The sequence below is a fragment of the Paenibacillus sp. J22P90 genome (genome assembly GCF_059692195.1).
In genome coordinates this window covers 67,605-80,539 of record NZ_JCAUAY010000002.1, presented here as the reverse complement: position 1 = coordinate 80,539, position 12,935 = coordinate 67,605, and the positions used below count along the sequence as shown (strand labels likewise).

Genomic DNA, 12,935 nt, shown 5'->3' with positions numbered 1-12,935 from the left:
GAAGGAGCGCATTCCCATGAAACAATTAACAATTCCAGGTTTTTCATCTACCTGTTCACAAATGATTCTCGGTTCTGATTACTTCCAGCCTTCCATCCAACAACAAGTCGACACCTTGCTCGATGCGTATGTGGAAGTTGGCGGAAACACGATAGATACAGCACATGGTTATCGATCTGGCCAAAGTGAGACAGCCATCGGCCATTGGATGAAGGCTCGCGGCAACCGCCACAACATGCTGATTCTTACAAAGGGCGCACATCATGATGCGAACGGGCCGCGCGTGAACGCGCAAGCGATTACGAGCGATCTCACAGATAGTTTGCAGAGGCTGCAAACGGATTATGTTGATTTTTACGCGCTTCACCGCGATGACCCCGAGGTTTCCGTCGAGCCGATCATCGATATTCTGAATGTGCATATCGCTTCTGGCAAAATTCGTGCAATCGGTGCATCGAATTGGACGCATGAGCGGATCCAGCTGGCTAACGACTATGCAGCGCGCAATGGACTGATTGGTTTCACTTTCAGCAGTACCAATTTAAGCTTAGCAAAGCCTAACATGCCTCGCTGGCCGGGATGTGTTTCGGCAGATGAAGCGACATGTGCTTGGCATGAGCAGTCAGGCCTGCCGTTATTTTCATGGTCATCTTTAGCCGCAGGCTTTATGGCGGGACGATTCTCACCAGATGATCTCTCGAACGAAGAAATTGTTCGCGTTTATTACAACGAGCTGAATTGGCAGCGGCTAGATCGTGCCAAACAACTCGCAGAAGACAAGGGCGTAACATTGCCTCAAATTTCCTTGGCTTATGTGAACAACCAAGCATTCCCAACTTGCGCAATCGTCGCTGCGCATTCCTTAGAAGAGTTGCATGCGAATCGGAAAGCGATGGATATTCGGTTAACGAAACAGGAAGTACGTTGGCTGGAAAGTGGTGAGGGGTTGTGAACATCCTTCTGTCAGCAGATGGTGTTGTAACGCCAAGCTGCTCGAAAAGCCATGTCACCTACACCTTGCACCTTCATTCAGAAGTGAATGAATTGATTGTTGATTTTGCTTATGATCCTAAAATTTTAGCCGATGAAGAGAAAGCCAAAGAGCTAATTGATGAAGGGCTTCAGCGCTACATGCTGCCGGAACACTTGAAAGCAAGCCAAGAGAATTGGAAATCGTACTTGCCGCTGCAAAATTTGCTTACGTTATCTTTTGACGACGAGAACGGATTTCGCGGGGCTGGTCATCGACATGATTCCGTCCAGCAATTGACGATTCGGCGGGAAGAAGCATCGCCGGGATTAATTCCAGGTCCGATTCCACGTGGTCAGCTGCGAGTGACGATCAGTTTCCATTGTGTTGTATCGGAGCAAGTGGGTTACAGCCTGCGTCTCATGGAAGGAGGCCAACCTTCATGACCCGCTGGCTTCCCTATGAATTGCATACGCATACATTTCACAGTGATGGGAAACAATCACTCTTTGAACTTGCCGAAGCTGCTAAGACGCTTGGGTTTTCCGGCTTCGCATTAACCGACCACAATACAATGACGGGCCTTGCTGACCGAGAGCAGGTTCAGTCGCAGGTCGGTATTAACATCATTCAAGGGCTAGAATGGACGACGTTTTTTGGCCACATGGTTACATTGGGCATTCGTGAGTATGTCGACTGGCGCAACTTAAGTCCCTTTCATATTTCCCGGGGAATTAAAGGTGTTCATGACCAAGGCGGCGTCGTTGGTGTTGCTCATCCTTTCCGTGTGGGCAGTCCGATGTGTACGGGGTGCTTTTGGGAGTTTGAGATTTCCGATTGGCGTGAAGTTGACTACATCGAGGTCTGGTCAGGGGTATTTCCTTCTATTCAAAAGAATAACATCCGTGCGTTCGCTTTTTGGACGGAACTACTGAATCAAGGGATCCAGATATCGGCTACTAGCGGAAGAGATTGGCACGTCAAAGATCCCGTGAAAGATCCAGTTAGCGCAACTTATTTGCAAATAGATGAGGATGAAGCTGCTGAAACGGGTGTCATTGGCGCTTTGCGAACGGGCACGATGTGTGTCTCCATGGGGCCGCTTCCGCAGTTATCCATCCGAGATGCGGAAGGGACGTTGGTAGCAGGGATCGGTGGAACCGTGAGCAAAGAGATGGGTTCATCAGCGCAATATGAAATCGCGCTCGGTGTTGATTTTTCCACGAGAGATGGTCTGTGGGAACTCGTGGATGACACGCTGACGATGAAACTAAACAGCAATTTAGGTGAAATTGCCGTGTGTGAGTTGTCGCGATCAAATCAGGAAATCGTGATCTCACTTGATTTAGAAGGCGTCATTTGGCTGCGGGCAGAGCTGTACGGGACGTTTAACCATGTCCATACCATGATCGGATTTACGAATCCTATTTATGTAAAATAAATGAGAGAGAAGGGGTAGCAATGAATGCTGTTTCCAGTGTTTGGCATATATCTCACTTAGACCTGGTGATTCGGCTGTTACTCGCAACTGGACTAGGTGGACTCATTGGCTTGGAGCGGGAATGGAGCAATCATGCTGCTGGATTTCGTACACATATTCTCGTTTGTTTAGGCTCTACCACGATTATGCTGCTTTCCATCTACGGGTTCTCGGAATTTGTTAACGAAGCGAATGTACGGGCGGATCCAGCAAGGTTGGCTGCTCAGGTCATTAGCGGTATTGGTTTTCTTGGTGCAGGAGCGATCATTCGAAACGGTTCCGTCATCAGCGGTCTAACCACAGCGGCTTCAGTGTGGGTCGTTGCTGCTGTGGGGCTGTGTGTAGGAGCAGGTTTTTTCTTCGTAGCTGTGCTGTGTACCTTTATGGTTTTAGTCAGCTTGCTGCTATTAAACAAGTGGGAAAAACACTTGCTAAGAAACCGTCGTGTCCATGAGCTGACTGTTAAAATACTTGATTGCCCAGGTGTTCTCGGGATGATAGCATCTGCACTAGGGGAGCAAGGTATTCAAATTATGAAGGTAAAAATGATACCTGATGAATCCCATGACAGCAGCACAGGAAAGCCAACGATGCATCTTTATTTCACGATGAAATCACCTGAAAAAGGGAAGCTGCTAATCGCTTTGGATGAAATTCATCGGTCTGAGTATGTGTTGTCCACAGATTCCCCGTGGCTAGAAGGGCCACCTATGAATCAAGCCGTGAAAACGGTAAGTACGCTATAGTTAGTTCGGTAAGTTATGAGAATCCTCGCTGCACTAGAATGTGCAGCGAGGATTTTTCGTTTATATCACTGATGATTTATCTGGAAAAAATTCCTTATATTTGCATAAATTTCACGAGTTCAACAAACAATTGAATACACTTGGAATTTTGCACCATACAGAGGAGGATTCACGTGTTAGATTGGGTTGAAATTGTGCTGCGGACATTGTTAGCTGTTGCCGTCCTGTTCTTTATGACGAAGCTGTTAGGTAAAAGACAAATCTCGCAGCTTTCCTTTTTCGAATACATAACGGGCATTACAATTGGTAGTCTAGCTGCCTACATATCGTTGGACTTGGATTCAAATTGGTACTTAGGATTAGTATCTTTAGCTGTCTGGATCGCATGCTCGCTAGGGATTGAATTTTTGCAGCTGAAAAGTAAGAAGATGCGGGATTTCATCGACAGTAAAGGTACCGTGCTGATTAGAGATGGCAAAATTTTAGAAGATAATTTAAAGAAAGAACGACTTACCACAGATGAACTCATGGAGCAATTGCGCAAGAAATCAGCATTTCGCGTAGCCGATGTTGAATTTGCAATTATGGAACCCAGCGGAGAAATTAATGTACTATTAACGCGAGAAAATCAACCGTTAACTCCAAGCCACTTAGGGATAAAAGTAGCACCAGAGAAGGAGCCGCAAGCGGTCATTATGGACGGCGTAATTATGGATGAACCACTAGCTACCATTGGTTTGAGTCGGGCATGGTTGATGACGGAGTTAGAAAAATTGGGTGTAACGATAGAAAATGTATTCTTGGGTCAAGTGGATTCTTACGGCCAATTGTTTGTGGATTTGTATGACGACAAGCTTATGGTGCCTGTGCCACAGGAAAAAGCAACGCTGTTTGCAACGTTAAAGCAATGCGAAGGCGATTTGATGTTGTATGGACTGTCCACGAACAATAAAAAGGCGAAAGATATGTACGAGCAGTGCGCGAAACAAATGGAGGACATCATCGCCCAATTGAAACCGATCTTAAAACGTTGATGGTGCGAAAGCGATTTTCGACAAGTCAGGCAGCAATAACTGGGCTTTAAGCCATCTTGACACCCTGCAAATCCACATGTGAAAATAAGAGTATGTTTCAATTAGGCAAAAACAACATAACGATAAAGTGAGTGATCGCGATGATGAAGGATCGGCTGGAGCTAGATACCGGACAATCGCATACAACCCTCTTTTTTAAAAAAGGGACCGTATGGAAGTTAACAACTTCCGTACGGTCCCTTTCTTTTGGTAAAGCGAGAAAGGAGTCTGAGTAGACATGGCGATGGTATACAAGCAGCAGGATAGCAGCCCAGAAGCGACTCCGATTTTATTAGACGGGGAGCAATTGATACCAGAGTTAGTTGCGGCGGTTGTTTATGACAATGTGCAGGTCAAACTGGATGAACAGGCACTTAAGCGTGTGGTCGAGTGCCGCAAAATGGTGGAGGAACTGGTCGCTGCAGGCAAAGTGGTCTACGGGGTCACGACAGGGTTCGGAAAATTCAGCGATGTGCACATTACACCGCAAGACGCTGTACAGCTGCAGGTTAACCTGATCCGCAGCCATGCCTGCGCGGTCGGCAGGCCGCTGCCGGAGCCGACAGTTCGTGCCTTGATGCTGCTGCGTGCAAATGCGCTGGCTAAAGGACATTCCGGCATCCGTCCGGAAACGCTGCAGCTCTTGATCGACTGCATCAACGATGGCGTGCATCCCGTCGTGCCGGAACAAGGCTCGCTAGGCGCTAGCGGAGACTTGGCTCCGCTGTCTCATTTAGCACTGGTGCTAATGGGGGAGGGGGAGGCGTTTTACCATGGAGAGCGCCTACCTGGTGACAAAGCGCTTGCTAAGGCAGGGCTCAAACCGATTACCTTGCAGGCAAAAGAAGGGCTGGCTCTCATTAACGGCACCCAGATTATGACCTCCATCGGTACGTTAGCTCTTATCAAATCACAACGACTTGCGAAAATCGCCGATGTGATCGCTTCACTGACTGTGGAATGTTTGCGGGGCATTCCAGATGCTTTTGCAGATGAGGTGCATCAGGTACGCCCTTATCCAGAACAAATCGGTGTAGCGAAGAACCTGTGCAAGCTGCTGAAAGGCAGCAAGTTAACGACCCGCCAAGGCGAGATTCGCGTACAGGACGCATACTCGCTGCGCTGCTTGCCACAAGTACACGGTGCGACGCGCCAAGTTCTTGCTTATGTCCAAGATAAAATATCCATCGAGATTAACTCGGCGACCGACAATCCTTTGTTATTCGTAGATAAAGGTCTCGTCATATCCGGCGGTAACTTCCATGGGCAACCGATCGCGTTTGCTATGGATTTTCTGAAAATTGGCATGAGCGAGCTTGCGAACATTTCGGAACGAAGAACCGAACGTTTGGTCAATCCAGCACTGTCCGGAGGACTGCCTGCTTTTTTGAGTCATAACCCAGGAGTCGGTTCCGGTATGATGATCACGCAATACGTAAGTGCATCCATCGTTTCGGAAAATAAAGTGCTTGCGCATCCGTCAAGCGTGGACTCGATCCCGTCTTCGGCGAATCAAGAGGACCACGTGTCGATGGGAACAACTGCAGCTCGTCATGCAGCGCAGGTCATCGACAACGTGTCCAAGGTGCTTGCGATCGAGTTAATCTGTGCCGCTGAAGCTGCCGAATTTGTGGGGGCTGAGGGTCTCGCACCAGCGACTCGGGTTCTGTATGACAAACTGCGAGCTCTCGTACCGCCAGTTGTGGAGGACCGCTCGACGTCCCGGGATATCGAAAACGTAGCTGTGGCTTTGCTGGAAGGAGAGTGGCTGCAGGCGGTGGAGGATGCAGCAGGTAAGTTGTTTTAACGATAAAAGATAAACTTAGAAGGAGATCTCATATGACGAATTCTAATGTTCAAAAAAGAGTGATTCGCGCCCCTCGTGGCACTGACCTGAGCTGCAAAGGCTGGGTGCAGGAAGCTGCCATGCGCATGCTGATGAATAACCTTGACCCGGAAGTGGCTGAACGGCCGGAAGATCTTGTCGTGTACGGAGGTATCGGCAAAGCAGCTCGCAATTGGCTTTCTTTTGACGCGATTGTACGCGAATTGCAGCGGCTAGAAAGCGATGAAACGCTGCTGATCCAATCCGGCAAGCCCGTCGGCGTGTTCAAAACCCACGAACGTGCACCGCGTGTGCTGCTCTCTAATTCTGTGCTTGTGCCTAAATGGGCAAATTGGGAGCATTTTCGTGAGCTCGAGCAAAAAGGGCTGATGATGTACGGGCAAATGACTGCGGGCAGCTGGATTTACATCGGAACCCAAGGCATTCTACAGGGTACCTATGAAACGTTTGCCGAAGCAGCCCGCCAACATACAGGTGGTTCTCTCAAAGGTACGTTGACGTTGACCGCCGGCCTAGGCGGAATGGGTGGCGCACAGCCGTTAGCGGTCACCATGAATGAAGGCGTCGTCATTGCAGTCGAGGTGGACCGAACGCGCATTGAGCGCCGAATTCAAACGCGTTACTGTGATGTGCTGGCGGAAACGCTCGACGAGGCACTGCTGCTGGCGCGTAAAGCCATGGATGAGCAAACGCCATTATCCATCGGCTTGCTGGGCAACGCAGCAGACATATATCCTGAATTTGTGCGACGCGGCATCAAGCCGCATTTCGTGACAGACCAAACGTCGGCGCACGACCCGCTGATCGGTTATATTCCAGCTGGCTTTACGTTGGCGGAAGCAACTGCACTGCGTGTGAAAGATCCTGAGCAATACGTAAAGCTTTCCAAAAGCAGCATGGCGACCCATGTGCAAGCGATGCTTGACCTGCAGAAGCTCGGCTCCATTGTTTTTGATTATGGCAATAATATTCGCCAGGTTGCCTTCGACCAAGGTGTAATTAACGCTTTCGATTTCCCAGGCTTTGTTCCAGCCTATATCCGACCGCTTTTTTGCGAAGGCAAAGGACCATTCCGTTGGGTAGCGTTATCCGGTGATCCGGAAGACATTCGCAAAACAGACGAACTTGTGTTGAAGCTGTTCCCAGAAAATGAGCATCTGCGTCGCTGGATTACGCTGGCAAGTGAGCGTGTCGCCTTTCAAGGTCTCCCCGCGCGGATTTGCTGGCTCGGCTATGGCGAGCGTGCAAAATTCGGTCTCGCATTGAACGAAATGGTGCGAAACGGTGAGTTGAAAGCGCCGATTGTCATCGGTCGCGATCATTTAGATTGTGGCTCCGTCGCTTCGCCAAACCGTGAAACGGAAGCGATGAAAGACGGCTCCGATGCCGTAGGCGACTGGGCGATTTTGAATGCGCTAATCAATACGTCAGCAGGCGCTTCTTGGGTTTCAATCCATCATGGCGGCGGCGTAGGCATGGGCTATTCGCTGCACGCAGGGATGGTGGTAGTCGCGGATGGGACAGAAGCCGCAGATGAGCGACTTCGCAGCGTGCTGACTTCTGATCCTGGCATGGGGGTTATCCGTCATGTGGATGCGGGCTACGATGAAGCGATTGAAACAGCGGAAAAGCAAGGCATTCGCATACCGATGCGTGAGCAATGAGGAGGAGAGCAGACATGAATCGAGTTGATTTGCTCGTTACGGGGATTGGCCGTTTGGTTACCCCTCCAGGAAATGCTCCGCGCAGTGGTCAAGAAATGAAGGATGTTCTTGTGATCAAGGATGCAGTGATAGCAATCCGAGAGGGGAAAATCGCTTGGTTTGGTTCAGTCCAAAATGTGCGTAGCCTTCTGGCGGACAGTGGAATCGTCAAGATCATCGACGTTGGCGGGCGTATGGTCACGCCAGGACTGGTCGATCCGCACACTCATCTCGTTCATGGCGGTTCCCGTGAACATGAGCTGGCGCTGAAGCGGTCTGGTGTCCCGTATTTGGACATTTTGGCACAGGGCGGCGGCATTCTTAGCACGGTGAAAAGTACACGGGCCGCAAGTGAGCAGGACCTGTATCAGAAGGCGCATCGAAGCCTGAATGAGATGCTGCTGCAAGGTGTCACGACGGTTGAGGCAAAAAGCGGCTACGGTCTCACCTTGGAAGACGAACTCAAGCAATTGTGTGTGGCGAAACGTTTGAACGATAACCACCCGATCGATATTGTTTCTACATTTATGGGAGCACATGCCGTGCCGTTGGAATACAAAGGGCGCGCAGAGGAATATGTGGATGTTATTCTCGATGAAATGCTTCCAATGGTGGCTGAAAAGGGAATTGCGGAGTTTTGCGATGTGTTTTGTGAAAAAGGTGTTTTTACCGTCGAACAATCACGCCGTATTCTGCAGACAGGTAAGCAATTCGGTCTGATTCCGAAAATACATGCGGACGAAATAGAACCGCTTGGCGGAGCGGAGCTGGCAGGTGAGACAGGCGCAATATCTGCTGAACATTTGCTGGCTGCGACCAATAAAGGCTTAGCTTCAATGGCTGAACACGGCGTGATTCCCGTGCTCTTACCGGGTACTTCGTTCAATCTTGGCCTGGCAAAACATGCGCGTGCACGCGACATGATCGACACTTTCGAACTGCCGGTTGCTCTCGCAACGGACTATAACCCGGGCTCCTGTCCGACCGAGTCGATCCAGCTTGTAATGATGCTGGCGTCTCTGAACTTGAAAATGACGCCGGAGGAGATTCTGACCGCATGCACGATCAACGCGGCGAACGCGTTGGGACGCGGGGATGCTATCGGTTCAATCGCGGTGGGGAAGCGGGCGGATTTAACGATTTTTGATGTGCCCAATCTCGCGTATTTGCCGTATCATTTTGGAATTAACCATACATTTGGTGTTATCAAAAACGGGAACGTGATCGTGTGGAACCGCACCATCGCCTCCCATAAGGAGGGGACTGCGCGATGAGTCACGAGATCCCCTTTCTCAAACCGCCTGATCAAGCTGCTTTCAGAGATCATATGGAAACCAAAGTTGCCCATTGGATCCGCCAATGGGACGGTCAAGAGCAACTGCTTGCGGGGATTATCGGCGTCCCGTTGTCGAAGCCGTCGATCTCGCATTCAGGGGCTTCGACAACGCCGGCGGCGGTGCGTGCGGCGTTCAAATCGTTTACGACATACTCCATGGAGTATGGTGTTGATTTGCAAGACTTAGCTGTCCGAGACATCGGTGACATCCAAATGCATGTGACGGACATCGCGGAATGTCACCGCCGCATTGAAGAAAGCTTGCGCGCACTTTATCTCGCGCAGCCGAACTTGATCCCGATCATCTTTGGTGGCGATCATTCGACGAGCTGCCCATCGATCAAAGCGTTCGTGGATCGTCACCCTGGCCAAAAAGTGGGTATCCTTCATTTTGATGCCCATCACGATGTCCGTAATTTCGAGGACGGTGGTGTCACGAATGGTACGCCGTTCCGCGGTATTCTCGAATCCGGAGTGGTTCAGGGACATCACATCGTACAAATCGGCATTCGCGGCTTCATGAATTCGAAGCCCTACCATGACTACGTGAAGAGTAAAGGCGTACATGTCTTTACGTCACGGGATATACGGCGGATGGGCATGGATGAGGTACTCGACCAGGCGCTTCAGCTTGCGGGGAAGGGTACGGATGTACTGTATGTGAGTTTTGACGTTGACGTTATCGATCAGGCTTATGCGCCGGGCTGCCCTGCGATTGGGACTGGCGGGATGAATCCGTGGGATGCGCTGGATGCCCTTTACCGACTCGGTTCGCTGCCGCAGGTGCAGGGGCTGGACTTCGTCTGCATCGATCCGACCGTCGATGTGCGAAATGTAACCTCGCGTTTAGCGGTTCAATTCATGCTCAGCTTTTTGGCAGGACTCGCTGGACGCACCAAATAAATGGATATGCCGCTAGATCCTTCTTGTTGGAGCTGGCGGCGTTTGGGGTTAAGATCACTATTGCGAGCTGGCTTAGATTATGTTTAGAATGGATGAATACGGCAATTATACGCTTCCAGGAGGGCTTGTAATGACGAAGCAAGCAAAACTCACATTCGTAGTCATGACAGATACGCATATTAAGGCATCTTTAGAGGAGAAATATACAAAGAATTTTGATCAGGCGTTAAAAGATATTCTTGAGTCGTTCCCAGATAGTCACGGGATCATGCACATCGGTGATATTACAGACAATGGGGAGCAAGCGGAGTTCGAAACGATGGTTCAGATTTGGAACAGGAACAAAGAGGGCCTTCCCCCGATCTATTTTACGTTTGGGAATCATGATGTTCGATGGCGGGACTTTGATCAGCAAATGCCCATTATCACGGCTGCTACTGGAATGAATCATACTTATTATGATGTTTGGTTGAATGGCTATCATTTTATTTTCCTCGGTACAGAGCTCGGTTTAAAAGATTGCGCGTATTTATCGGAGGCACAGCTCGAATGGTTAGATCAGAAGCTATCCGAACAAGAAGCTGTTGGGAAGCCTGCGTTTATTTTCGTTCATGAGCCTTTGAAGAACACCGTTGCTGGCTCACAAAACGAGTTCGGCTGGAATGGAATCCGACAAGACGCAGAATTGAAATTGATTCTGGCCAAACATCCACAATCCATTGTATTTACCGGGCATACCCATTGGGAGTTGGGAGCGAGGGATACGATGTATAACACGAAGTATGCAACGATGTTTAACGCAGCCTCTGTTGCCTATTTGTGGACGGATGACGATGTTGAAAAAGAGGGCTCACAGGGATTTATCGTCGAAGCGTACGATGATCAAATCGTGGTGAAAGGAAGGGATTTTGCCACAAGATCCTGGGTTGGAGATGCGGAATATATAGTAATACTTCCAGCAGTAATTCCAAGAGTGGATCCTTTAAATGATCCGGATCTTACATTAAGAAATCCAGTTATGAATATGAATAAATCGGTCTATCAGCCAAACGAACCCATTGAAGTTAGCTACATTGGTTCACTAAGAGAGGATGCCTTTGGCATTTTCCCTAGAGGTGCTAGACCGAGTGAGAGGGAGCCCATCGAACCAATCGCCTGTATGAAGACAAAAATAGTGAGCCAGCCAGATGGTAAGGTGATTTTCAGTAATTTGAAGCTCTCAGTTGGAAGCTACGATATGATTTATCTAGGGGAAACGATGAACACGGAGCTGAACCGGTTGCCTTTCGAGGTAACCGAACCCATTTAGCGCTTGGCTATTCTAGAAGGAGGCGAGCAACATGAATCTTTACTTCCGGGATAAATTTTTTAGTGCTGGTGAAACAGAAATTTTAAACGATCAGGAAAAACACGTCGGGCGTCTTGATTTAAAGAGTACCTTTGGCTCGGCGATCGATGTGTATGGAGAGAATGGTCATTTGCTATACAGAGGAAGCTTTCCGTTTTTCTCAGGAAAATGGGAGGTTACCGATGCCGACGGAGGGCTGTTAGGCAAATTGCGAAGCAGATTTGCCTTGTTCACCAAGAAATTCACATATGAAACAGAAGGTCGAGGCAGCTACGAGATTATCTCTCCTGCATTTTCAAAGGAATATGAAATAGTTGATGAATCCTCCAGCGCGACCGTTGCTCGTTTCGAACAAGTTAACGGTTGGTTTTCTTCGGGTGCATTCCAGCTTAACAACCAATCTGATCAATTAGATTCGTATGAGCTTGTGGCTGTGATCATGGGCATGTACGCCATTCAGAAGCGGCAGCGTAACTCGGCAACCTAGCCATTCTTGAAACCACTACTCGAATGTGTGACAATGGTAAGGTTAATGATAATTTTTTTATTAGTGAAAGAGCCTTGAGGAGGATTTAGCGTCTTATGAAAACGATGAAGCTGGGAACCAGCACATTAGAAGTTCCGGTAATTGCAGTAGGCTGTATGAGAATTAACTCGCTTGATAAGATCGAGGCTGAACGCTTTGTGCAAGGGTCTCTGGATATCGGAGCGAATTTCTTTGACCATGCGGATATATACGGTGGTGGTAAGTGTGAGGAAATTTTCGCTGATGCCATACATATGAACGATGATGTACGCGAGAAGATCATTTTGCAATCCAAATGCGGGATTCGCAAAGGAATGTTCGATTTCTCCAAGGAATATATCTTGGAATCTGTAGACGGGATTCTGAAACGTCTCAAAACCGATTACTTAGATATTTTGCTGTTGCATCGTCCAGATGCTTTAGTGGAGCCGGATGAGGTTGCTGAGGCCTTTGATCTGCTGGAAAGCTCAGGAAAAGTAAGGCATTTCGGTGTTTCCAACCAGACGCCATTGCAAATCCAACTCTTGAAGAAATCGGTTAAGCAGCCGCTCGTAGCTAATCAATTACAACTAAGCATCACGAACGCTACGATGATTTCAAATGGGATCAATGTGAATATGCTGAATGATTCTGCGGTGGACCGTGATGGCGGCATTCTAGATTTTTGCAGATTAAACGATATCACGATTCAGCCATGGTCGCCGTTCCAGTACGGATTCTTCGAAGGTGTATTTCTTGACAACGAGAAGTTCCCGGAATTGAATAAGAAGATTGATGAAATTGCGGCAAAATATGAGGTATCCAACACGACGATTGCGATCGCGTGGATTTTGCGCCATCCGGCACGGATGCAGCCAGTTACGGGAACAATGAACATCAATCGATTAATCGATTGCGCGCGAGCTGCCGATATTCAATTGACACGCCAAGAATGGTATGAGATTTACCGCGCAGCAGGAAATGTGCTTCCATAGGTATCACAAAAAATGACACTCCAATTGGAG

General features: G+C 48.8%; 12 protein-coding genes. All 12 read left to right on the top strand.

From position 1 onward, the window contains the following. Positions 1-16 precede the first annotated feature (16 nt). The 12 genes from AC58UX_RS05260 to AC58UX_RS05205 all read left to right on the top strand — a co-directional run bounded on the left by AC58UX_RS05260 (position 17) and on the right by AC58UX_RS05205 (position 12,905). Positions 17-952 carry an aldo/keto reductase gene (locus AC58UX_RS05260; RefSeq protein ID WP_497250199.1) on the top strand — a complete coding sequence of 312 codons (936 nt, stop codon included), beginning with the start codon at positions 17-19 and terminating at the stop codon, positions 950-952. Then, on the top strand, positions 949-1,416 hold the full coding sequence (locus AC58UX_RS05255; protein ID WP_497250197.1) for a hypothetical protein: 468 nt from the start codon (positions 949-951) through the stop codon (positions 1,414-1,416). Before AC58UX_RS05260 ends, AC58UX_RS05255 begins: the two co-directional genes overlap by 4 nt. Further along, positions 1,413-2,411, top strand: coding sequence for a CehA/McbA family metallohydrolase (locus tag AC58UX_RS05250; protein WP_497250195.1), 999 nt, complete (start codon positions 1,413-1,415; stop codon positions 2,409-2,411). The genes AC58UX_RS05255 and AC58UX_RS05250 overlap by 4 nt, the downstream gene beginning before the upstream one ends. A 20-nt stretch (positions 2,412-2,431) precedes the next feature. Next, positions 2,432-3,196, top strand: coding sequence for an MgtC/SapB family protein (locus AC58UX_RS05245; protein ID WP_497250193.1), 765 nt, complete (start codon positions 2,432-2,434; stop codon positions 3,194-3,196). 173 nt (positions 3,197-3,369) lie between these two features. Beyond that, positions 3,370-4,230, top strand: a complete 861-nt coding sequence (locus tag AC58UX_RS05240; RefSeq protein WP_497250191.1) for a DUF421 domain-containing protein — start codon at positions 3,370-3,372, stop codon at positions 4,228-4,230. 283 nt (positions 4,231-4,513) lie between these two features. Continuing rightward, positions 4,514-6,076: a histidine ammonia-lyase gene (hutH, locus tag AC58UX_RS05235; RefSeq protein WP_497252073.1), complete on the top strand. Its 1,563-nt coding sequence runs from the start codon at positions 4,514-4,516 to the stop codon at positions 6,074-6,076. Between the two features lie 32 nt (positions 6,077-6,108). Continuing rightward, entirely contained in the window at positions 6,109-7,779 is a 1,671-nt protein-coding gene (gene hutU, locus AC58UX_RS05230; protein WP_497250189.1) for a urocanate hydratase, read from the top strand. A gap of 14 nt (positions 7,780-7,793) precedes the next feature. Beyond that, positions 7,794-9,092, top strand: a complete 1,299-nt coding sequence (hutI, locus tag AC58UX_RS05225) for an imidazolonepropionase (protein WP_497250187.1) — start codon at positions 7,794-7,796, stop codon at positions 9,090-9,092. Further along, positions 9,089-10,057, top strand: coding sequence for a formimidoylglutamase (gene hutG / locus AC58UX_RS05220; RefSeq protein ID WP_497250185.1), 969 nt, complete (start codon positions 9,089-9,091; stop codon positions 10,055-10,057). The genes hutI and hutG overlap by 4 nt, the downstream gene beginning before the upstream one ends. A gap of 130 nt (positions 10,058-10,187) precedes the next feature. Then, entirely contained in the window at positions 10,188-11,366 is a 1,179-nt protein-coding gene (locus AC58UX_RS05215; RefSeq protein WP_497250183.1) for a metallophosphoesterase family protein, read from the top strand. A gap of 31 nt (positions 11,367-11,397) precedes the next feature. Continuing rightward, positions 11,398-11,892 (top strand): LURP-one-related/scramblase family protein, encoded by a 495-nt coding sequence (locus tag AC58UX_RS05210; protein ID WP_497250181.1) that lies wholly within the window; start codon positions 11,398-11,400, stop codon positions 11,890-11,892. A gap of 95 nt (positions 11,893-11,987) precedes the next feature. Then, a complete protein-coding gene (locus tag AC58UX_RS05205) occupies positions 11,988-12,905 on the top strand; it encodes an aldo/keto reductase (RefSeq protein ID WP_497250179.1) in 918 nt (305 codons plus the stop codon). The last annotated feature ends 30 nt before the right edge of the window (positions 12,906-12,935 follow it).

What these genes read in the sequence shown, in the direction of transcription:
- AC58UX_RS05260 (WP_497250199.1), top strand. Translation starts at nt 17, where the DNA reads ATGAAACAATTAACAATTCCAGGTTTTTCATCTACCTGTTCACAAATG.
- AC58UX_RS05250 (WP_497250195.1), top strand. Translation starts at nt 1,413, where the DNA reads ATGACCCGCTGGCTTCCCTATGAATTGCATACGCATACATTTCACAGT.
- AC58UX_RS05245 (WP_497250193.1), top strand. Translation starts at nt 2,432, where the DNA reads ATGAATGCTGTTTCCAGTGTTTGGCATATATCTCACTTAGACCTGGTG.
- hutH (WP_497252073.1), top strand. Translation starts at nt 4,514, where the DNA reads ATGGTATACAAGCAGCAGGATAGCAGCCCAGAAGCGACTCCGATTTTA.
- hutU (WP_497250189.1), top strand. Translation starts at nt 6,109, where the DNA reads ATGACGAATTCTAATGTTCAAAAAAGAGTGATTCGCGCCCCTCGTGGC.
- hutI (WP_497250187.1), top strand. Translation starts at nt 7,794, where the DNA reads ATGAATCGAGTTGATTTGCTCGTTACGGGGATTGGCCGTTTGGTTACC.
- hutG (WP_497250185.1), top strand. Translation starts at nt 9,089, where the DNA reads ATGAGTCACGAGATCCCCTTTCTCAAACCGCCTGATCAAGCTGCTTTC.
- AC58UX_RS05215 (WP_497250183.1), top strand. Translation starts at nt 10,188, where the DNA reads ATGACGAAGCAAGCAAAACTCACATTCGTAGTCATGACAGATACGCAT.
- AC58UX_RS05210 (WP_497250181.1), top strand. Translation starts at nt 11,398, where the DNA reads ATGAATCTTTACTTCCGGGATAAATTTTTTAGTGCTGGTGAAACAGAA.
- AC58UX_RS05205 (WP_497250179.1), top strand. Translation starts at nt 11,988, where the DNA reads ATGAAAACGATGAAGCTGGGAACCAGCACATTAGAAGTTCCGGTAATT.